Source organism: Priestia megaterium, assembly GCF_041941685.1.
GTDB lineage: Bacteria > Bacillota > Bacilli > Bacillales > Bacillaceae_H > Priestia > Priestia megaterium_C.
On sequence record NZ_CP130958.1, the window covers coordinates 2,859,031 to 2,877,931 of the forward strand.

Annotated in this window: 24 protein-coding genes and 3 pseudogenes; 8 read left to right on the forward strand and 19 right to left on the reverse strand. The window is 39.2% G+C overall.

Annotation, left to right across the window (positions count from 1 at the left end):
* The first annotated feature begins 16 nt into the window (after positions 1–16).
* Positions 17–857 (forward strand): annotated as a pseudogene (locus Q5794_RS14790) (SDR family oxidoreductase).
* A gap of 70 nt (positions 858–927) precedes the next feature.
* On the opposite strand, the gene Q5794_RS14795 reads toward Q5794_RS14790, so the two are convergent.
* The 8 genes from Q5794_RS14795 to Q5794_RS14830 all read right to left on the reverse strand — a co-directional run bounded on the left by Q5794_RS14795 (position 928) and on the right by Q5794_RS14830 (position 7,252).
* Positions 928–2,259: a TIGR00366 family protein gene (locus Q5794_RS14795; protein ID WP_014459643.1), complete on the reverse strand. Its 1,332-nt coding sequence runs from the start codon at positions 2,257–2,259 to the stop codon at positions 928–930.
* A gap of 125 nt (positions 2,260–2,384) precedes the next feature.
* Complete coding sequence (locus tag Q5794_RS14800; RefSeq protein WP_215054680.1) at positions 2,385–2,870, reverse strand: GNAT family N-acetyltransferase; 486 nt, start codon at positions 2,868–2,870, stop codon at positions 2,385–2,387.
* Positions 2,871–2,974: 104 nt separating this feature from the next.
* Complete coding sequence (locus Q5794_RS14805; RefSeq protein ID WP_214986697.1) at positions 2,975–3,208, reverse strand: hypothetical protein; 234 nt, start codon at positions 3,206–3,208, stop codon at positions 2,975–2,977.
* A gap of 100 nt (positions 3,209–3,308) precedes the next feature.
* Positions 3,309–3,494, reverse strand: coding sequence for a DUF4083 family protein (locus Q5794_RS14810; RefSeq protein ID WP_214986699.1), 186 nt, complete (start codon positions 3,492–3,494; stop codon positions 3,309–3,311).
* A 90-nt stretch (positions 3,495–3,584) separates the two neighbouring features.
* Positions 3,585–4,532 (reverse strand): CapA family protein, encoded by a 948-nt coding sequence (locus Q5794_RS14815; protein WP_374989221.1) that lies wholly within the window; start codon positions 4,530–4,532, stop codon positions 3,585–3,587.
* Positions 4,487–4,690 carry a hypothetical protein gene (locus tag Q5794_RS14820; RefSeq protein ID WP_374988110.1) on the reverse strand — a complete coding sequence of 68 codons (204 nt, stop codon included), beginning with the start codon at positions 4,688–4,690 and terminating at the stop codon, positions 4,487–4,489. Before Q5794_RS14820 ends, Q5794_RS14815 begins: the two co-directional genes overlap by 46 nt.
* A gap of 311 nt (positions 4,691–5,001) precedes the next feature.
* Positions 5,002–6,246 carry a YeeE/YedE family protein gene (locus Q5794_RS14825; protein WP_214986703.1) on the reverse strand — a complete coding sequence of 415 codons (1,245 nt, stop codon included), beginning with the start codon at positions 6,244–6,246 and terminating at the stop codon, positions 5,002–5,004.
* Positions 6,247–6,418: 172 nt separating this feature from the next.
* Positions 6,419–7,252, reverse strand: coding sequence for an EAL domain-containing protein (locus tag Q5794_RS14830; RefSeq protein ID WP_311590631.1), 834 nt, complete (start codon positions 7,250–7,252; stop codon positions 6,419–6,421).
* A gap of 401 nt (positions 7,253–7,653) precedes the next feature.
* Here Q5794_RS14830 and Q5794_RS14835 point away from each other — a divergent pair, with 401 nt between their 5' ends.
* Positions 7,654–7,986: a hypothetical protein gene (locus tag Q5794_RS14835; RefSeq protein WP_057244656.1), complete on the forward strand. Its 333-nt coding sequence runs from the start codon at positions 7,654–7,656 to the stop codon at positions 7,984–7,986.
* Between the two features lie 37 nt (positions 7,987–8,023).
* Here the strand turns inward: Q5794_RS14835 and Q5794_RS14840 are convergent, their stop codons facing one another.
* Positions 8,024–9,196, reverse strand: coding sequence for an iron-containing alcohol dehydrogenase (locus tag Q5794_RS14840; RefSeq protein ID WP_374988111.1), 1,173 nt, complete (start codon positions 9,194–9,196; stop codon positions 8,024–8,026).
* Between the two features lie 84 nt (positions 9,197–9,280).
* The gene (locus Q5794_RS14845; protein WP_192993839.1) at positions 9,281–10,171 is read right to left on the reverse strand and encodes a LysR family transcriptional regulator; all 891 of its coding nucleotides are present in this window, start codon (positions 10,169–10,171) and stop codon (positions 9,281–9,283) included.
* Positions 10,172–10,396: 225 nt separating this feature from the next.
* Here Q5794_RS14845 and Q5794_RS14850 point away from each other — a divergent pair, with 225 nt between their 5' ends.
* From Q5794_RS14850 to Q5794_RS14860, 3 genes and pseudogenes are all read left to right on the forward strand, one after another.
* A complete protein-coding gene (locus tag Q5794_RS14850) occupies positions 10,397–10,543 on the forward strand; it encodes a hypothetical protein (protein ID WP_013057506.1) in 147 nt (48 codons plus the stop codon).
* A 167-nt stretch (positions 10,544–10,710) separates the two neighbouring features.
* A pseudogene (locus Q5794_RS14855) lies at positions 10,711–11,063 on the forward strand (DMT family transporter); the annotation flags it as partial.
* A gap of 114 nt (positions 11,064–11,177) precedes the next feature.
* The gene (locus Q5794_RS14860) at positions 11,178–11,621 is read left to right on the forward strand and encodes a DMT family transporter (RefSeq protein ID WP_374989222.1); all 444 of its coding nucleotides are present in this window, start codon (positions 11,178–11,180) and stop codon (positions 11,619–11,621) included.
* Positions 11,622–11,726: 105 nt separating this feature from the next.
* On the opposite strand, the pseudogene Q5794_RS14865 reads toward Q5794_RS14860, so the two are convergent.
* The 4 genes and pseudogenes from Q5794_RS14865 to Q5794_RS14880 form a co-directional block, all read right to left on the reverse strand.
* Positions 11,727–12,017: pseudogene (locus Q5794_RS14865) on the reverse strand (GNAT family N-acetyltransferase); the annotation flags it as partial.
* Positions 12,018–12,035: 18 nt separating this feature from the next.
* The gene (locus Q5794_RS14870) at positions 12,036–12,188 is read right to left on the reverse strand and encodes a hypothetical protein (RefSeq protein WP_251034046.1); all 153 of its coding nucleotides are present in this window, start codon (positions 12,186–12,188) and stop codon (positions 12,036–12,038) included.
* Positions 12,185–12,793: a hypothetical protein gene (locus Q5794_RS14875; RefSeq protein ID WP_251034047.1), complete on the reverse strand. Its 609-nt coding sequence runs from the start codon at positions 12,791–12,793 to the stop codon at positions 12,185–12,187. Before Q5794_RS14875 ends, Q5794_RS14870 begins: the two co-directional genes overlap by 4 nt.
* A 12-nt stretch (positions 12,794–12,805) precedes the next feature.
* A complete protein-coding gene (locus tag Q5794_RS14880) occupies positions 12,806–13,420 on the reverse strand; it encodes an MFS transporter (protein WP_251034048.1) in 615 nt (204 codons plus the stop codon).
* Between the two features lie 129 nt (positions 13,421–13,549).
* On the opposite strand from Q5794_RS14880, the gene Q5794_RS14885 reads away from it, so the two are divergent.
* Both Q5794_RS14885 and Q5794_RS14890 read left to right on the forward strand, forming a co-directional pair.
* Positions 13,550–13,951 carry a hypothetical protein gene (locus Q5794_RS14885; protein WP_214986709.1) on the forward strand — a complete coding sequence of 134 codons (402 nt, stop codon included), beginning with the start codon at positions 13,550–13,552 and terminating at the stop codon, positions 13,949–13,951.
* Positions 13,952–13,990: 39 nt separating this feature from the next.
* Positions 13,991–14,662, forward strand: coding sequence for a glyoxalase (locus Q5794_RS14890; RefSeq protein WP_074894683.1), 672 nt, complete (start codon positions 13,991–13,993; stop codon positions 14,660–14,662).
* A gap of 78 nt (positions 14,663–14,740) precedes the next feature.
* On the opposite strand, the gene Q5794_RS14895 is transcribed toward Q5794_RS14890, so the two are convergent.
* Positions 14,741–15,253: a topology modulation protein gene (locus tag Q5794_RS14895; RefSeq protein ID WP_074894686.1), complete on the reverse strand. Its 513-nt coding sequence runs from the start codon at positions 15,251–15,253 to the stop codon at positions 14,741–14,743.
* Positions 15,254–15,516: 263 nt separating this feature from the next.
* On the opposite strand from Q5794_RS14895, the gene Q5794_RS14900 reads away from it, so the two are divergent.
* Positions 15,517–15,747, forward strand: coding sequence for a hypothetical protein (locus Q5794_RS14900; RefSeq protein WP_013057513.1), 231 nt, complete (start codon positions 15,517–15,519; stop codon positions 15,745–15,747).
* A 44-nt stretch (positions 15,748–15,791) separates the two neighbouring features.
* On the opposite strand, the gene Q5794_RS14905 is transcribed toward Q5794_RS14900, so the two are convergent.
* The 4 genes from Q5794_RS14905 to Q5794_RS14920 all read right to left on the reverse strand — a co-directional run bounded on the left by Q5794_RS14905 (position 15,792) and on the right by Q5794_RS14920 (position 18,727).
* On the reverse strand, positions 15,792–16,151 hold the full coding sequence (locus Q5794_RS14905; RefSeq protein ID WP_268575586.1) for a hypothetical protein: 360 nt from the start codon (positions 16,149–16,151) through the stop codon (positions 15,792–15,794).
* Positions 16,152–16,213: 62 nt separating this feature from the next.
* Positions 16,214–16,975 (reverse strand): glucose 1-dehydrogenase, encoded by a 762-nt coding sequence (locus Q5794_RS14910; RefSeq protein WP_214986713.1) that lies wholly within the window; start codon positions 16,973–16,975, stop codon positions 16,214–16,216.
* A complete protein-coding gene (locus Q5794_RS14915; protein ID WP_214986715.1) occupies positions 16,972–18,003 on the reverse strand; it encodes a zinc-binding dehydrogenase in 1,032 nt (343 codons plus the stop codon). Before Q5794_RS14915 ends, Q5794_RS14910 begins: the two co-directional genes overlap by 4 nt.
* Before the next feature lie 79 nt (positions 18,004–18,082).
* Positions 18,083–18,727, reverse strand: coding sequence for a GntR family transcriptional regulator (locus Q5794_RS14920; protein ID WP_285229685.1), 645 nt, complete (start codon positions 18,725–18,727; stop codon positions 18,083–18,085).
* Positions 18,728–18,901 lie beyond the last annotated feature (174 nt).

Genomic DNA, 18,901 nt, shown 5'->3' on the forward strand with positions numbered 1-18,901 from the left:
TGGGAGGAACATACTCATGACAGCAAAACGAGCGTTAATTATGGGTGCCAATTCAGGAATGGGACTAGCTACAACGATTGAATTAGCAAAAAAAAGGCTTCGAAGTCATTATGGTGTGCCGAAATGAAGAAAGAGGAAATACCGCTTTAGAAGAAGCGAAGCGTCAAAGCGGCTCGGATTCCGTATCTCTTATGACCTGTGACTTAGCTTCTCTCGATAGTATCCGAGCTTTCACTGAATACTTTACGTCTCGCTACAGCGTGCGTGATGTGCTGATTAATAACGCGGGCATTGTGACAATCAAGCGTGAAACAACACAAGACGGATTCGAAATGATGCTTGGTGTCAATCATTTGGGTCACTTTTTATTAACTAATTTACTTTTAGATCCGTTAAAAAAAGCTCAGCAAGGACGCATTATAAATGTTGGCTCCGGTGCTCATAAGTCTGGAAAAATAGACTTCAACAATCCTCACTTAAAAACAGGGTTCGGAATATGGCGAGGATACTCTCAGTCTAAATTAGCAAATAACTTATTTACGGTTCCTTTAAGTAAAAAGCTAAAAGACACTTCTATAACCGTAAATTGCCTTCACCCGGGAGCAGTTTCTACCGCTATCGGCGTTAACCGTCAAACGGGGTTTGGAAAAAGCGTTCACGCCGTGCTTCGCCCTTTCTTTTTAACGCCTCTTGAAGGTGCCGAAACAGCTATTTATTTAGCAGACAGCCCTGAAGTAACGCATATTAGCGGTGCTTATTTTTATAAAAAACGCGTGACTCCCCCTTCTTCAAGAGCAAAAGATGAGCGGCTCGCAGAAGAATTTTGGGACTGGAGTGAGCGCGAGGTTGGCTTATAAAGTAGATAGATACGCTTGGAAAAGAAGAAAATAATGAAAAAAGGTCAGCTTTTCAGCTGACCTTTTCTTATTAGAAAAACGTTAGTCCTATAGCAAAAATAAAGCCCGATACAATTAAGGTTGTCACGCAGTAGCCCATTATATCGCGTGCTCCAAGCCCTGCGATAGCTAGTGCAGGCAGTGCCCAAAACGGCTGCGCCATATTCATCCACGCTTCTCCGTAGGCAATGGCCATCGCGGCGACTCCCGGATCTACGCCGAGCTGTTCAGCTGCCGGCATAATAAAAGGTCCTTGGACAACCCAGTGTCCTCCTCCCGACGGAACAAAAAAGTTCACAACGCCGGAACTTAAAAACGCGAGAAATGGAAATGTCGTTTCATTTGAAATCGAGATAAAGGCGTTTGTTAGCTTACCGCCTAAGCCTGATAGCTCCATCATGCCTTGAATACCTGCGTAGAATGGAAACTGAATCACAATCCCAGCGGTTCCTTTCGCAGCATTAGAAACGGCATTCATATAGGATAATGGCGTGCGGTGAAGCAAAATACCCGTCGTAAAAAACAATAAATTCACTGTGTTAATATCCATTTTAAAACCGTTTGTAGCAAAATAATAAATTAAATATGAATACCCAAGAAGCGCAATCGTCAGACTTAAAAACCTGCTGTTCTCCATGCGTACAGCAAATGTTGGCTTAGAAGAAGTTGTCTCAACAACTGTAGCCGGAGCCATTTCATCTTCTGCCAACAGTCTTGGATCAATTTCTACCACTTCTTTTCCCGTCGGCATCATCAGTCTTGTCATAATAGGAAGGACAATTAATAATCCGAGGGTAATAAATAAGTTGTATCCTGTAAAAATCGTGTCTGACAGCGGAATAAGTCCAGCGGTTTTTTCCATTGGGTTTCCAGGTGTAGCAGCGACAAGAGGAATCGAACCTGACAAGCCTCCGTGCCATGTTAAAAACCCTATGTAAGCACAGGCAATTAAAAACCGGTAATCAGATCCCGGCACGCGTTTCGCTACTTCTTTCGCAAACAGCGCACCTACAATTAAGCCAAACCCCCAGTTAATCATACAGGCCATAGCTGCGCCGAGCGTGACAAGAATTACCCCTTGCGCCGGAGTTTTGGCTAACAGTGCTATGTTCACAAGCCACTTCTTTACAAGCGGCGAGCTAGCAAGCGCATGTCCCGTAACAAGCACTAAACTCATTTGCATCGCAAATGCCAAAAGGTTCCAAAATCCACTTCCCCAAAACTGAACCATTTCAATCGGCCCATGAGGAGTAAAAACAATACCTGATACAAATAAAATCAGCGTCAGGATTAAAGCAAATACAAACGGATCAGGTAAAAAACGCTGCACAAGCGCCGTGAAAAAGTTAGATAACGCTTTCATTTTACTCCTCCTTTACAGGAATACTCCTGTGAATAAATGTCGACAAGCATCTTTAATTATACATAATTTGTTGAAAATTGTTAATATTTAGTTTAATAAAAACCCTTCTGTTTTTCAGAAGGGTTTCACACACTAAATGTTTGAATAAGAGTTGGCTCTCCGTCAATTTCAATTTTCTTTTCTTCAAAAGAAATATGTAAACTTTTATAAATATGTTTCCAAAATGAAATAGCGGGCTTGTTGCCTGCAAGCTCAATAATCATATATGTTCCTTTTCGATGAGAGAAAATGTCTTTTACGGTTTTGGAAGCGATGCCCTGCCCTCGGTATTTGTTTAAGATAAAAAAATCATTGATACAGTAATCTGCTTCTTGCTGAAGTGCGGGCTGTTCAAGAAGTAAAAAAAAGCCCGTCAGCTTATCATCTACTTTAATAAAGTATGGTGAGAGGCCTTCTACTTTCCAAAACAGAGGCAGCTCTTCAAAATGGAAAGCTCCATCTTCGCGAATATCTAAAGAAGGTGTATACGCAGATAAATCGTGGAGATAAAGAGAATACAAATTTTGCAAAACGCCCGCTTGGTTTTTAGGTACTTTTTCAATCGTAAGCATTCTTAGTTCATCCCCTTCTTTTCCTAATCATAAGGGTTTTTTGTGAAAGTTTACAGTAAAAATGTTTGAGCAAAGTGAAGATGGATAGTCAAAAAGCTCTTTTTTCATTTTGTAGATGTATGAAACACAATAAAAAAACGATCATCTCCGGTACTGTACGCTCCGTCTGATAATCGTTTTTTATGTTTTGTTTGCTGATGTTGAAGTTTTTCCTTCTTTGTTTTGGTTTTGCGCGTTTCCATGTCTGCAAATACAAACAGGCTGCGGTTTAATTCTGGATTTCGCTTTCCTTCACGCGTCATTTTATCACGCATTTTTTTTGCTTTTGACTTTGCCATGTAACTTCCTCCCTATATAAATGATGTATACATATCTTACTGCTTTTTTATAAAATGTCAAGTACAGAAGCACTGATGTATTGACAGTGCTTCTGTATAGTCAAGACTCTTTATTTTTCAGCATATCATCTAACTTTTGCTCCATACGCTGAAGCCTTTTTTCATTTGCCCCCTGCTTTTGAATCAGCCTCTTTAAGCCTATAATAAATGCAATAATTATTCCTGCTCCGCCTATGAGAATCAGCAGCATAAGAATTTGAAAAATAATATCACCTGTATTAACCATAATTCCACCTTTAATCCATTTTTTTACATTATATCATTTTTTTGATTTTTACGCTTTATTTTATAAAAAAAGCTCTCAGTGCTGAGAGCTTCATTTACTATCTTCATCGTAAACCGTCCATTTTTCTTGTTTGATTTGATTGGAAACATCAATCAGTTTATTTTTCACTCGATCCTTTTCCGCTCCTGTTAAAGGCGTAGGCCGGTAGTCGTTTCGCGCCGTTGTGGAAGAAATCCGGAATGGAATCACATTGATGTCTTTATTAGTCGTTAGCTTTCCATCTTTAATCGTAAACGTCTGCTGAAATACAAATGTATCTTTATCACTTGGATTTTTGTTTCCGCCAAACATAAAGTTTCCTAAGCTATAGACAATAAATTTATTTTTGTACTCTTCGATTCCTTGAACAACATGAGGATGATGGCCTAAAATTAAATCTGCTCCGTTATCAATTGTATACTTTGCCAATGCTTGCTGTGCTCTATCAGGAACATAGTGTCGTTCAGACCCCCAGTGAAAATGCACAATGATAATTTTAGCGCCTTTTTCTTTTAAAGACTCAATTCCGTCTTTAATCTGGCTTCTTATTTCTTTGGTGTCATCCCAGCCCGGATATCCAAGCAATCCTACTTTGACTCCTTTTACCATTGTGATGTATGTATCTTCATAGCCAAAATAGCCTATTCCGCTTTTCTTTAAGTTCTCTCTTGTGTCATCATATCCTTGCTGTAAATAATCACGTGTATGATTATTAGCTAAGTTAACGGTTTCAATACTTCCTTGTTTTAAAATATTCACAAAAGAAGGATCACCTTTAAAACGAAATGTTTTACTTGCTTTTTCAGTCGCAGTTGTCAGCGTCGTTTCTAAATTAACCGTTGTTAAATCATCTTGTTCAAAAATCGACTTTACATTTTGCGTAAAATACGGAAGGCCATTTTTTGCCGCTACGTCATTAAAAGTAGAATCATAGCTGAAGCTTTCATCATTTCCTAAAGTAAAATCTCCCGCTGCGCTAATTTTAATGGTTGTATTAATGCCCTCTTTTTTTCTTTTTTTGCCGCTTCTTCTTTAGATTTTACAGCTTCTTCTTTTTTCTGCGGTTCAGAAGATGTTTGTTCTCCTGCTCCTCCGCATGCTCCCAGTAAAAAACACAAACTTCCATAAATAACAGCTTTTTTTAAATACTTGTTCATGTAACGTTAAAACCCCTTTTTACGTTTTAATAACTGTGTTTGGACATGGTGTTTAATGTACATTTCGCAAAATATATACAATCTTCCTGTTATATCGGCAAAATAAGTGAAATTTTTACAAAAAAAGGAAGTTTTCATATTCTTTTTGGGTTAGAAAAAAAGGTTTTGGCTAAGAGAAAAGTAGCGCCAACGCTGGGGAGAAAACTGATGAACTGTAATAAACTTCAAGTGATTTACAAAATAGCACAGCGATTTCCAAACATCACCTAAAAAAACCTCCTTTGCTCATGCAAAGAAGGTTTTATCTAAACTTAACAAATTGAATCATTAGAATTAGGGTTTTTGAGTCCAAATATCGGTCGGATAAATAGTGCTAAGCCTGTGCCAAGCATAGCCATAACCATCCATACCCATCCATGAAGACTAAATGAAGCAATGCCGCCAAAGTAAGCGCCGATGTTACAGCCAAAAGCAAGACGCGCACCATATCCCATTAAAAGGCCGCCAACAACAGCTGCTCCTGCAACGCCAGGCTTAATCTTTCCTGGTTTGAACGTCCCTTGCGCCGCTGCTGAAATGAAAGCGCCTAGTATGATCCCAAAATTTAACACGCTGGTAGAGTCCGCTAGCAGACTTTGCGTTAGGGCTTCTCCATTCGCACCTTGGAAAAATCCCCAGCTTGATACATCTATCCCAGCTGCCATCATCGCTTTTCCGCCCCATAAAGCAAAAGCAGAAGTAATTCCCCAAGGATTTCCTCTTACAGCAAGCGTCAATGCATTTAATACGGCCAGCACAATCGCTGCGGTGAATAGAGGCCAAGAGCCGCGAATAATTTTCTTCCACCCTTTTGTAGTAGGAAGCTGTTTCATCATAGGCGGATTTTTCTTTTTGGCAATTTGAATCGTAATCCAGTAAATCGCTGCAAACGCGATGAGCTGTACAATCCAAGCCCCAAAATAACCAAGACCTGTGGATTCAGCTAGTGAAATAGGCGGAAGCGACGGTTGTTTTTGCCAAAACGGCAAATGATATGCCCCGAACATAGAGCCTACAATAAAGGCTAAAAGCGTTAAAATCATGGAAGAAGAGCCGCCGCCTAACGAATACAGCGTCCCTGACGCACATCCATTCCCTAGCTGCATGCCAATTCCAAACATAAACGAACCAACTATCACGCTTACTCCTACAGGTGAAACATATCCTTTTGGCGTCACGCCTGTAAAGCTAAAGCCTGTACTTAAAATAATAGCAAACAATGTTGAAGCAATCGCAAGCATAAGCATATGCGCTTGCAAGCCTTGAACATTGCCGACAGATACAAGGCGGCGAAATGCTGATGTAAAGCCAAAACGTGCGTATAGAAGCGTCATTCCTAACGCTAGGCCGATAATAAATAAAACACCTTGCGTCCAATTAGTCGTGAGCACAATCGCAAGAAATAAAATAACTGCTGCTATAACCCCTCCTGCAAATAATGGCTTTTGCATAGGGCTTAATTCTGTTACAACAGTAGTAGGCTTTGATTTATATGATGAGTGCAACGTTTGTGCCACATCATCCACTCCTTTTCTGATAGAAATACTAAGAATTAATATTTATCATCTTATAGCACTTCCCTTCTCCTGTAAACTGTTTAGCAAAATGAAAGTGAATTGTTTATTTTTTGAATTTTCTTACCTTTAGTCATACAAAAAGCAGAAGTTTCTATTCTTCTGCTTTTCGCTGCTAAACGTAAATAGAATGAATCTCTTTTACCGGAGTAGGATGAGGCTTTGCAAAATAATACCCTTGAAACAAATCATATCCCATCTCTATCAGGCATTTTAGATCATCTTCTGTCTCTACCCCTTCCGCAAGAGCCTTTGCCCCCATTTTATGGGTGATAGCTAACATCTCTTGGGCCACTTTTTTCTGTTTCTCATTTTTACTAACTCCGTTTGTGAATTCAAATGCTAACTTCACCACGTCAGGCTCCACTTCTAAAAGCCTCTTCAGCGTGTTATAACCAACCCCTACGTCATCCAAAGCATATTTAAATCCGTAGGAACGATAATAATTCAAAATGTTTTTTAAATGCTCAATATCTTGAACATCCTCCGTTTCAATAACTTCAAACACTATTTGCTCGGGTTTTATATTCAACTCTTGGATTAACGCAAATGTAGATGCCAAGCAATGCTCAGGATTATATATTGCTGTAGGAATAAAGTTAATAAAAATCAGCTGACGATCAATAATACTAGCATTTTTTACAGCTTCTAAGCGGCAGGCTCGGTCAAGAGCGAAGGTTTTATTTCTTATTTGAGCAGCTTCAAACATTTTAAAAGGCGGTATAATACTTCCGTCTTCTTCTAATCCTCTTGATAAAATTTCGTGGCCAACGATATGCACGCGTTCGTGATCAACCGATACAATCGGCTGATAATATGAGCAAATTCGCTTGTCTTCAATGAGCTCATCAATCCACAAGGCATCTTTCATTTTTTGAAAAACGGTGATTGGCTCCATACGCCGCAGGTTTTCAAACGGGCTCCGCTGCTTGGCTTCTACAGCCCACACGTACCGAGGGTCTAAATGCTGATGAACATAATCCGTAAAACCTCAAAAGATCTCTTCCTTCATCCAGAACATATCTTCTCCAAGAGTCTTCCATTGATTTTGAGAAATATCTTTAAAGTATTTTTCCAACTTCTTTACATCGTTTGATTTCTGAAAAGAAACCGTATATCCTGTCCTAATTGGCAGACACGCGTCGCACCCCATAGTTCATCTTCTCCCTCATTTATCATCAGTTTGTTGTATGTACACATGGATAGTTCTAGGAACTATACCACTTTTAAGAAATTTGCAAACCCTATTTTCCCTTTAAAATAGAACGTACTAAAAAGTTTTGGTAAAATGGTAGACGGCTTTTATTATCTAAATCATAGAAGAACTTGATATAAGGAAGTGAACAATTCATGAGCAAAAACCCTTTTACTAAGTGGTTTCTATTTTCTTTAACATTCTTTGCCCTGAGTACTGGCGCAATGTATTATATGCTGTACATATCGTACTGGACGTATTCTATTAAGCTGTTTTTAATCGCGGTGCCGCTCTTTACATTATTATCAGTTGCTTTTGGTTCGTTGGTAATCGTACATGAGCGCAAAAGAAAACGTGTATTTCAGCTGCAAAATGAAGGAGGCAGTCCTAAAAGTACGTTTATTCAAGGATTTTCCGAAATAACGGTAGGAGCAGGATGCATCGTGCTGTGCTTTTTTCTTTTTCTTTATTTTCTAATGGATTATTGAGTACATATAAAAAAGACGAGCAGGCAGCTCGTTTTTTTTATTTGGATCTTTCTAGAATATCTCGAACGCTTGTATAGTCAAGCTCTTTATAAGTTCCAACACCTGGTTTTACAAAGGTCTTTTCAACAATCGCATCAAATTCACGATCATCAATACCATAGTCACGCAAGCAGTTCGGGGCTCCTAAGTCATTCCAGAAAGTGCGAAGCGCTTTTGCTCCTTCCATTGCTGTTTCTTCATCGCTTTTTCCTGCTGGATCAATGCCAAATACGTTTACAGCCAGTTGTTTTACACGAGAAGGATCTTCTTTTAGTACATGCTCCAGCCAGTTAGGGAACAAGATAGCAAGACCGCCTCCGTGGGGAATATCATATACGGCCGACAGAGCATGTTCGATACGGTGAGTAGCCCAGTCTCCCCCGTCCGTTCCGTTTGCTAAGCTTCCGTTAAACGCCGTCGCGCTGATATACATCATCGTTTCACGATACTTATAAGAAGTCAGGTCTTCAAGAAGCTTAGGACCTTCTTGTACAGCCGTTCTTAGTAAAGATTCAATAAAGCCGTCGATCATCGGCGTATTTTCCGTGCGATGAAAATAGTGTTCAAGCGCATGCGACATACTGTCAACAATTCCATAGACGGTTTGATCGCGCGGCACTGAAAATGTGTACGCCGGATCTAAGATAGAAAAGACGGGAAATACGTGAGAAGACGTCCATCCGAGCTTTTCTTTTGTTTCCCAATTTGTTATAACAGAAGTTGAATTCATTTCAGATCCTGTTGCTGCAAGTGTTAATACCGTTCCAAAAGGAAGAGCATCTGTAATCTCTTTTTTACGTGTAATTAAATCCCATATATTTCCTTCATACACAACTCCAGCTGCAATAGCTTTTGTACAATCGATTACACTTCCTCCCCCAACGGCTAAGAGAAAATCAATGTTTTCTTTTTTACATATGTCAACGCCTTTAGCTACCGTAGTCAAACGAGGGTTAGGTTCTACACCAGCCAGCTCGTGAACAACCGCGTTAATAGACTGAAGTTCAGCTTTCACCTCGTCGTATACGCCATTTCGTTTGATACTTCCTCCTCCGTATACTAACAGAACGTTTACTTGTTTATGATAAGAAGCAAGCTCTTGCGATAGCTTCGTAATTTGATTTTTTCCAAAGTATAATTTTGTAGGATTGTGCTGCAAAAATATATTCATGTTCTACACCTCTAGTTTCATGTCTTATAAAAAGTGTAGCACGAAAACAACTTCATCATTATTGAAGATTCTCTATATCTATTATCAATATTTTTGATAACCTTCTTGAACAAGTGAAATAAATTGTTGAATAGGTGCCGTCAGCCATTTTTTCTTTTTGAATATGAGCTGTGAATAAAGATAAAATTCTTCGTGATCAAACGGGACTTTAATCAGTTTTCCACTTTCCATCTCTTGTTTTACCGCTATTTCCGGTACAAGAGCAATACCTAAATTATCCGCTACGCACTGTTTAATCGCTTCAAGACTGCTAAACGAGATGACCGATTGCATATGAATACCGCTGCTGCGCATCATCTCTTCTAAAAGCGTGCGATAAGGGCAGCCGCTCTCAGTTAAAATGATGGTCTCTCCCTCAAACTCTTCCATTAGAACGCTGTTTCTTTTACTAAAAGAATGGGAAGACGAAGCAATCATAACCATGTTTTCTTTTCGAATAGGAATCACTTCTAAACTTGAAGATGTTTGAAGGCGATCAAGCAAAACGGCTACATCATACTTTCCGTCAATAATTCCTTGTGTTAAATTTGGACATAAGCCCGCTTCTAGCATAATCTTTAGAGAAGGGTGCTGCTTTTTTAATTCACGAATATACGGTGTAATAAAATAGGCGGCCAGCGACTCCACGGTTCCTATTGAAACAGTTCCTCTAGCATCTTCGTTAGTAGTAAGGCGCTCTTTTGCTTCATTTAATAACTCGGTTACTTGATTCACATAATAAAGCAATTCTTCACCAGGCTGAGTCAGCTTCATTCTTTGTCCTGTTCGTTCAAATAGTTTTTGACCGTAATGACCCTCTAATTTTTTTATATGAGTGGTAACGCTTGACTGAGCATACCCTAACTCCTCGCCCGTTCGTGTATAGCTTCCCCACTTCGCTACTTCTTTAAATGTATATAAATAATTAATATCCATGTGCTGCTCCTTATGTACTGCTGTTTTGTTTTGTTTCGTTGTCCATATGCTAAAGCTGTTCTAGTAATCAGAACTTATAAGCAAATAGAATCACAGTACAGTATAAGCGAACTCGTTTTGCCAAGCAATTTTATCAACCGTAAAAATTCTTTTTATATTAGGCAACTACGCCGTTTTTTGTTCATAGAATGAAAAACAAATCTATGAAAAGAAAGGGTGTATCCCATGACAGCCTACAAAGAAGTGTTATATAAAGGAAAACGCTTTGTACTGATTCACGTATATGATTCAGGATACTGTGAAATCCGACCGATTGATCATGCTTTTAAAGTCGAACTTGTGCGATTAGATGAGATAGAACAATGTGGATAACGGTCATGAACGCAGCTAATGAAGCTTCTTTTTTGTTTGTATTAAAAACAAGTGGATGAGATAAAAATAGCTGAATTGGCTGGCCTTTTACATAATTTCTTCCTGTATACTTTGTAACTAAGGATATTCGCACTTATTTAGTTTCTATACTTACTCGAGGTGATTACATGAAAAAAGGCTGGCTGGAATGGATATTATTATCCGTTGCGTTAATTTGGGGAGCTAATTATACAATCGGAAAATTTGGAGTTGCTCATATGTCTTCCATTCAATTTAGCGCACTGCGTTTTATAATGGTTGCTCCTATTCTTTTACTTATTACAGGAATAATAGAGCGAGGCATTCGTATCGAAAAAAAGACTGGGGACGTTTAATAGCGGTCAGTATAGTAGGCGTTACGCTCTATCAAACGCTGTTTATGGTATCTGTTAAGTATACGACAGCTACAAATGCTTCTTTACTTATTTCGATGTCTCCTATTTTCACAGGAATCTTAGCTATATTATATAAGCATGAAGCTTTTTCGTTAAAAACACAGCTAGGCTCTATGCTTGCTTTTTTCGGGGCTGCGTTTGTACTGCTGTTTGGTCACTCTAGTCATGCGCTGTCGCAGCTTGCATGGTTCGGAAACATCATGGGGATTGTGGCAGCCATTGCTTGGGGCTGGTACCCAATTTTAGCAAAACCTTTAATCGTAAAATATTCTGCTTTGCGCGTGACTGCCTGGTCTGCTTTAATCGGCGCTATTCCGCTTACTGTCTACTGTCTTTTCACCTATCAAACGCTTATCTGGCCAACAGATATAGGCAGCTGGAGCTCTCTGGCATACTCTGTTTTGTTCGTGACGGTCTACGGGCTGGTGATGTGGTATGTAGGAATTGGAAAAATTGGCTCTACAAAAGTAATGGTCTACATGTATGTTATTCCTTTGTTTGCCGTTGTTTTTGCTGCTGTAGCCATTGGAGAGACCATCAATGCTATGCAGCTGCTTGGAGGACTTATTATTTTTAGCGGTTTGTATATTGTCAAAAAAAGCCCTGCTCCTAAAACAGCTCTTAAACTTAAAAAAGCAAACTAAAAAGAGTAACGGGTTCGGTTGATGCATGGTAACTAATAGCGCTCAGATTTTTTTCTGAGCGTTATTAGTATACTATTTTAATGCCCTAATTGAATTAAACACCCGTTAGGTTGATGAATGAACATTTTTTAGTTTATATTCATGAGTGATTTTATGGTGGTTGTATACGCGTTTAAAACCATTTCGTTCATAAAATAACTTCGCTTTGTCCATATCTGTATAGAGAACGAGGCTGTCGTAATAATTCTCTGCATAGTGAATGACTTCTTTTAAAAGTCGCTTGCCTATACCCTTTCTGCGAAATTGAGCTGAAACATAAAACCTCCTTACTCCTCCAACGTTAGCATACTGGCTGTAAGGATTTTGATTAAGGCCGGCTACGCCAATTAATTTGTTTTGTTCACCGTAAACTCCCTACAATCTTTCGCCTGTTTTGTTAAATACGTTTTGCCTGTTTTTATACTCCGCTAGTAGCTTTGTAAGAAAGAAAAAGCCTTCCTCCTGGCTTTCTATTAACAGCTCTTTTATATCATGCTCCATAAGATACGTTAGCTTGATGATTCTCATATACCTTCTCTCCGTTCAGCAGGTGTCTTGCCTATTTCGATAGAATGCTTGTTATACATTAATGCTGTCATGCCTGTTAGAGCTGTCATCAGCAAAATGAAGCTTGAAAATAGATATACAAACCTTACCCCAAACAGATCGGCTACTGTCCCGACAAATGCGATGGAAAGTATAAACACAGCCTGTACAAGAGTTGATTTTGCCGCTATTACTTTAGGAAGCATCCCATTGCTGCAGGTATTTTGATAGATGGTTTCCTGAGCTACGTCTCGAAGCTGATAGGCAGGACCCATCATTATCAAAAGTACTAAAGCTAGATAAAGGTTCGTTACTAGACCGTAAAAACCGGTTAAAACAGCATAACCAATTGAGCCTGCGAACATAAAAAGCAAAAGCCTTCCTTTTACCATAGAAGACATTCGGTACACAATAATTCCTCCAACTATGCTTCCAAAATAATACGCGCTGTTTATATATCCCCACCACGCTTCTCCTTTTCCAAGCACTTCTTTCACAAAAGAAAGAGTAATAGCTCCAATCCAAATGGTTCCAAAAAGCGACTCGATGATGTCCATTATAACGAGGGCTCTGATGCGTTTATGCATCCATAAAAAGCATCATCCTTCCATTAGTTTTGCCGTTCTTCGCTTTTGTGTTTGTTTGTATGTATGGGCTTCTTTTATAAACAGTAAGCAAACAAATGAGATCGATAGAAGACCTGCTGTTATAAATAGAGACTGAGTAGATCCCGTTAAGGACAAAACGAAACCACCAAGCGACCACCCTGCAAACAGAAAAGTTTGATCAATTGTTGAAAGCAAGCTATTCGCCTGCATTCTTTGACTGTCATCTACTAAGCTGCGTACAACTGACGTTTTAAAAATGGAAAAAAAGCCGTTAAAAAAAGAAATGATTCCAACAATGATAAAACACATCGTTAGTACTGTGACTGTAAATTCTCCTGTAAGCAGCACATACAATCCAACAAGCATCCCTATCTGCATCACTTGAACAGACCGCATAATGTGAATGGATTTATACGTATCGGCTAGTAAAGGTACGCTAAGGCCGCTAAGGAGCCGTGCAAGTAAGCTCGTCATCGTAATCATCGACGCAAGTGCTGTTGAACCGGTGTTTTCCTTTATATAGGAAGTGACAGCCATTGTATAAAGAACAAAACCTACATTTGCGGTTACTTGACTTGCTGCTAAAAGATAAAAACGCTGAGTCAATTCTTTTCTCCTTTCTGTTAGACGTAACATGCAAAAAGATAATTCATTTTTGTTAATTTTTCCCTTTTAAACTATAACACTATTTGACGAAATCCAAAACTATCTATAATTTAGTAGATGGAGGTTTTTATGTTTAAATATAGTTTTCTTATTGTTCTTATCGCTTTTTTACTTATTAACTTTAACGGTCAGGAAAATCAAATTGTAGGAGGCAAAATAAAAAAGGAACGAAGTGAGGTTTTCTTTGGCGAATACGACAGCTTTACGGGCCGCTACTCTCGGAGCATTAAACTCAAAAAAGGCGTAACCTACGCTTTTACGCTATCTAAAAACACCAAAAGCGGAGACCTGTCCCTGTACGTAGAAGATCCAAAACAGACACGATTTTTTGAAATGACTAATAACTCTCTTTATTTAACACCTGAAAAAACGAAAAGATATCGTATTAATTTTGTAGGCTCCGAGCATAAAGGCTCTTTTCAGCTTCACTGGAAAAGCAGTAATCAAAAAGAGAGCGAAAGATTTGTGTAATACCATTTTAGACAACGCTTAAACGAGGAGGAATGGTTTATGATTATTAATCAAGCTGTCCTGTACACCCACTTATTGGACACAATGAAGGATTTTTATGTAAATTCTCTCGATTTTCCATTAACCGCCGCTTCACCGCGTTCTTTTTCCATCAAGGTCGGTGAAAGTGAGATAACCTTTAAAGAAAGTTCTCTACATACAAAGCCCTTTTATCATTTTGCTTTTAATGTTCCAGCAAACCGCTTTATGGAAGCAAAGCAATGGGCTACTCAGAGAGTCTTCCTCAATACAGAAGAGAAGAAAGATGAGATTTATTTTGAAGCGTTTGATGCTCATTCGTTTTATTTTGAAGACCCTGCTCATAATATTGTTGAATACATTTCAAGACATTCGGACTGCCCGTCATCCAAGGCCCCCTTTTCTTCTAAGTCGCTTTTAAGCATAGGAGAAATCAACTTGACAACTCCTCATGTCCACTCTGTAGGGACACAGCTTATTAACTCCGGTATCACCGTGCGCAACAACAGGATATTAAACGAGACCTTTAACTTTTTAGGAAGCGGCAGTGCGTTTTTTCTTGTAGGGACGCCTAAAAGACGGTGGTTTTTTTCGAACCGCGACTCTGAAGTTCATCCATTAATGGTAAAGGTCAATCATTCTCTAACGGTTGCGCTCGACGAAAAAGGAATGTTGAAGATTACGCAAGAATGATTGTTTTTTTAATAAAGCCACGTAACAAGCGAACTTGTTACGTGGCTATTTTTGTTCAAAATTCAGCTCATACTCCCCCTATAGGTTTTGTATATAGTTCTCGATGTCCTTTCTGTTCATCAGCATAAAAACCTTACAATTCTCATCATTTTTAAGCTTTTTAAACCGGTTTCTCATCTTTTTTTGCCGCTCTCGATACGTAGTAAGAATAAACGTAAAAAATGACCAATCTACTTTTTCAGGGCATCCTTTTGCCATATCTTCACGAGTTTTTCTTGCATATACGATTCTCCGCTTTATTACTCGGTACACACAAACGATTAGCGGCAGCTCTAAATAAATAATGGTATCTGCACGCTTCACTCGCAGGTCATACGAATTGCTGTAGTTCCCGTCGATGATCCAGCTGTCTTTTTTTACAATGTGCTCCTGCAATTCTCTAAAGCTATCATTGTCTCTTTCCGTCCAGCCAGGCTGCCAATACAGGCTGTCTAAATGATATACTTCTAGATCAAGCTTTTCCCCTAATTTCTTGGCAAATGTAGACTTTCCTACTCCTGGAGAAACGCCCATTACCAGTACTCTTTTCATCTTATCACCTTACCTTTTTAAGAAATAAAGCTGATTGAAGAGAAGGCAACTGTTTATAGCTGACTCGATGCATTCAGTGTCCTCGGAACGGGCTGCTTTATAAAACAGCGTCATGTTAGGATTTTTATTCCCATGATTTTCAGGCAACCTATAAACATTCATCATAAATTCCTATATTCCTTCTTGCTTTGTAGTAAATAGGTTGCTTTTATGAATCGTTTCCTTTACCTTAAATGTGAGTATATAAAAGTAAGGTGAAAAAAATGAATGCATCTATGCTAAAGAGATTTTTACGAAACCTCGGTATTTTTATTTATATTGTCATTGCAGCTATTAATATTTACTTAACAAGAAATGATCTGGGCGATATGCTTACCCGCCTTGTGCTGCTGACTATTTTACTTCCTTTGTTTTTTAGTTTTGTGTATGCATTAGGAAAATCACATTTTAAAAGACAAGAAGAACTAGCTGAACAAGAGAAGAAAAAAGAGTAAAAAAAGCCTTTTGCCAAGGGAGATTTCCCTTGATAAAAGGCTTTTTACTTTTTTTCATATAACTGAACATTAACTACATCAGGATCAACGTGATACTGCTTGGCAAGTTGATTTACCATTTGCTGAATTTCTCTCTTCTTATGGTCAGAAAGGTGTTCGCGGGGCAGAAGAACCAGAATTTGAGCTTCCGCATAGTTATTCAGCACCCTAACTTCTTGAAAGCCATGCTGCGTCAAAAAAGCTTTTAACGCTTTTTCAAAGTCTGTGCTTTCTTTTTGAACAACTATAGAAGGCTGATCGTAAGAAAATAGCGAAACCTCTTTCTCTTCAGGCTTTGTATACACCGCCCAAGCAGTTATAAGCACTGTGACAACAATACCCACATTTAACATCCACCTTTTCATACCACGAACGCTCCTTTTAATTAAGTTTGTTCATGATATGAAAAAATTCGTTCATTCATGCGTTATCTTCCTAGCCATCCTCCGTCTACAGCGAGTAAGTGCCCATGAATATAAGCAGATGCATCAGATGCTAAAAAGACAACCGCCCCTTTAAAATCATCTGCTTGCCCCCATCTGCCTGCTGGAATGCGTTCAATGATTTGTCTGCTGCGCGTTTCATCGTTAATAAGGGCTTCATTCATATCGGTAGCAATATACCCTGGTACAATCCCATTAACATTTATGCCTTTCGCTGCCCATTCATTGGACAACGCCTTTGTAAGCTGGGCAACTCCGCCTTTTGCTGCTGCGTAAGCTGGAACCGTAATACCTCCTTGGTAAGAAAGCAAAGATGCCATATTAATGATTTTTCCGCTTCCTTGTTTAAGCATTTGCCGGCCCGCCTGCTGACATAACAACCATACGGTTTTTAAATTAACATTCATAACAGCATCCCAATTTTCTTCTGCAAAGTCTACAGCGGGTGAACGTCTTTGAATGCCTGCATTGTTCACTAAAATATCAAGCTTTCCAAAGTGACCAACAACCGATGAGATCGCTTCGCTTACTTCAGAAGCATTTTCTAGATCACAATTAACAATAAAACATTTTCTTCCGAGACGCTCAATTTCTTCTTTTACTCCAAGAAATTCCTTTGATCGCTGCAGCAGAGCGATATCCGAACCTGCTTCTGCCAAAGCAATCGCCATTGATCTTCCAATTCCTCTTGTTGCTCCCGTAATCGCTGCTACTTTACCATCTAAAGAAAACAAATCTACTGTCATTGTTCATTCTCCTCTCCGTTTGGTGCAAATAAAACCTTAAGTGATTCATCAGGCCGCTGCATAAACTCAAACCCCGCTTGAATATCTTCAAGCGGCAGCTTATGAGAAATTAAGGAATCTGCTGCTATTTCACCGCTTGCCAATAAATCAATAGCCGTCTGAAAATCTTCTCTTGTATAGCATCTTGTTGTCGTTAATGAAATTTCCTTAAAGTGCATCGCTGCTAAATCCACTGCTGGGGCGTTTTTATAGACGCTCACCACCACAATCTCCCCTTGAATACGGCTTGTTTCCACCATTTGTTTTGCTGTAATTTGATTTCCTGCTACTTCAAATACAACGTCTGCACCAACGTCGTTCGTAAGCAAACGTACTTCATTTACGACGTCTTTTTCCGCTGCATCAATTGGTATAAAGCCAAGTTCTTTCGCTTTAGTTAAGCGGTAAGAGCTAATATCTGAAATCATTACTTTTTTTGCTCCTGCTCGCTTTGCAATCATCCCAATGAGCAGTCCAATAGGTCCTGCACCTAAAATGACAGCTTGGTCACCTACTTTCAACCGCGAGCGTCGCACTGTATGTACGGCAACCGCTACAGGTTCTGCAAGAGCTGCGTGGGTGCTAGACAGTTTCTCTGGCAAGAGGTGAAGGCGATGAACTGGAACAGCCACGTACTGCGCGAACCCTCCATCTTGATCAATTCCAATTAATTTTAACTTTTTACAGACGTGAAACTGTCCTTTTACACAAGCTTCACACGTTTCGCAGCTGAGCGTAGGTTCAACTGCTACGCGGTCCCCTAAAGAAAATTTCGTTTCCCCTTGAATCTCTTCTATAACTCCGCTGAATTCATGTCCCATAATAAGCGGTGCTTGTGCCCTAGGGTGTTTTCCAAAATAAATCATCATATCTGTTCCGCAAATTCCAGCATGAGATACCTTTACAAGCGCTTCTCCTTCTTTTATGACCGGTTTCGCTTTTTGCTGCATGACTGCTTTTGTTTCTGAAACGTAGACACCTGCTTTCATTTCTCCATCCCCTCCGTATACTTGTCGACAAGTTAAAGATAAAAAGGTCCAAAATCATTTTGAATCTTTTATCCCTTTTTTATGCCTCATTCAAAAGTGAAGCTGTTATCGTATTTCGCGTGTCTTCAAAGTGACGCTTCACTTCATCTTGAATACGTTCTGTATTTTGAGACTTTAATGCTTTAATCATTTCATGATGCTGCTTTATCAGTGGGAGCACAGCTGCTTTATCATCTCGAAATCTTTTTTCAGTGGTAATTAAAAGAGCAGCTAAAATAATTTCACGGATGCTTTCCCACAGTTTTAATATCCGCTTGTGATCTGCTTCGATAATCACGAGCTCATGAAACCGCAAATCTTGATAAGCAAACTCTACATAGTCATCGTATTTAGCTGCCATGTTCATTTGATCAATGCTTTGCTCAAGCTTTTTAATGAGAGAGTCATGATTGACTTCAGATAAACGCTCTAAGACGAAATGTTCTAAAAGCAGACGAACATCGTACAGCTCGTGTAAATCTCTCGTTGTTAAACCAATAACAACTGCTCCCATTCGCTGCAATTCAATGAGCCCTTCGTTTGAAAGAGTTCGCAGCGCTTCTCTTATAGGAGATCGACTCATTCCAAACTCTGCCGAGAGCTGATTTTCCGATAATATGGTTCCTTTCTTCAGCTCGCCGCTCATAATTTGCATTCTCAATTTGCTTACAACTTGTTCTCCCAGTGAGGCTCCACGAAGCCATTTTTCCGGGTAGGTTACTCTTTTAATGTGTCATCACTTCCTTAGCCAACTTGTATACAAGTATTCAAGAACTAGTATATCGATAAGAAGCTCTATTGTAAACGTTTTCTCTTTTGAAAATGTATATTTTTACAATACTTTCTTACACTAAGAACT

What these genes read in the sequence shown, in the direction of transcription:
- Q5794_RS14900 (WP_013057513.1), top strand. Translation starts at nt 15,517, where the DNA reads ATGAATGCATCTATGCTAAAGAGATTTTTACGAAACCTCGGTATTTTT.
- Q5794_RS14890 (WP_074894683.1), top strand. Translation starts at nt 13,991, where the DNA reads ATGATTATTAATCAAGCTGTCCTGTACACCCACTTATTGGACACAATG.
- Q5794_RS14860 (WP_374989222.1), top strand. Translation starts at nt 11,178, where the DNA reads ATGGGGATTGTGGCAGCCATTGCTTGGGGCTGGTACCCAATTTTAGCA.
- Q5794_RS14870 (WP_251034046.1), bottom strand. Translation starts at nt 12,188, where the DNA reads ATGAGAATCATCAAGCTAACGTATCTTATGGAGCATGATATAAAAGAG.
- Q5794_RS14805 (WP_214986697.1), bottom strand. Translation starts at nt 3,208, where the DNA reads ATGGCAAAGTCAAAAGCAAAAAAAATGCGTGATAAAATGACGCGTGAA.
- Q5794_RS14905 (WP_268575586.1), bottom strand. Translation starts at nt 16,151, where the DNA reads ATGAAAAGGTGGATGTTAAATGTGGGTATTGTTGTCACAGTGCTTATA.
- Q5794_RS14910 (WP_214986713.1), bottom strand. Translation starts at nt 16,975, where the DNA reads ATGACAGTAGATTTGTTTTCTTTAGATGGTAAAGTAGCAGCGATTACG.
- Q5794_RS14840 (WP_374988111.1), bottom strand. Translation starts at nt 9,196, where the DNA reads ATGAATATATTTTTGCAGCACAATCCTACAAAATTATACTTTGGAAAA.
- Q5794_RS14895 (WP_074894686.1), bottom strand. Translation starts at nt 15,253, where the DNA reads ATGAAAAGAGTACTGGTAATGGGCGTTTCTCCAGGAGTAGGAAAGTCT.
- Q5794_RS14810 (WP_214986699.1), bottom strand. Translation starts at nt 3,494, where the DNA reads ATGGTTAATACAGGTGATATTATTTTTCAAATTCTTATGCTGCTGATT.
- Q5794_RS14800 (WP_215054680.1), bottom strand. Translation starts at nt 2,870, where the DNA reads ATGCTTACGATTGAAAAAGTACCTAAAAACCAAGCGGGCGTTTTGCAA.
- Q5794_RS14795 (WP_014459643.1), bottom strand. Translation starts at nt 2,259, where the DNA reads ATGAAAGCGTTATCTAACTTTTTCACGGCGCTTGTGCAGCGTTTTTTA.
- Q5794_RS14820 (WP_374988110.1), bottom strand. Translation starts at nt 4,690, where the DNA reads ATGAACAAGTATTTAAAAAAAGCTGTTATTTATGGAAGTTTGTGTTTT.
- Q5794_RS14915 (WP_214986715.1), bottom strand. Translation starts at nt 18,003, where the DNA reads ATGAAAGCAGGTGTCTACGTTTCAGAAACAAAAGCAGTCATGCAGCAA.
- Q5794_RS14850 (WP_013057506.1), top strand. Translation starts at nt 10,397, where the DNA reads ATGACAGCCTACAAAGAAGTGTTATATAAAGGAAAACGCTTTGTACTG.
- Q5794_RS14845 (WP_192993839.1), bottom strand. Translation starts at nt 10,171, where the DNA reads ATGGATATTAATTATTTATATACATTTAAAGAAGTAGCGAAGTGGGGA.
- Q5794_RS14835 (WP_057244656.1), top strand. Translation starts at nt 7,654, where the DNA reads ATGAGCAAAAACCCTTTTACTAAGTGGTTTCTATTTTCTTTAACATTC.
- Q5794_RS14875 (WP_251034047.1), bottom strand. Translation starts at nt 12,793, where the DNA reads ATGCATAAACGCATCAGAGCCCTCGTTATAATGGACATCATCGAGTCG.
- Q5794_RS14885 (WP_214986709.1), top strand. Translation starts at nt 13,550, where the DNA reads ATGTTTAAATATAGTTTTCTTATTGTTCTTATCGCTTTTTTACTTATT.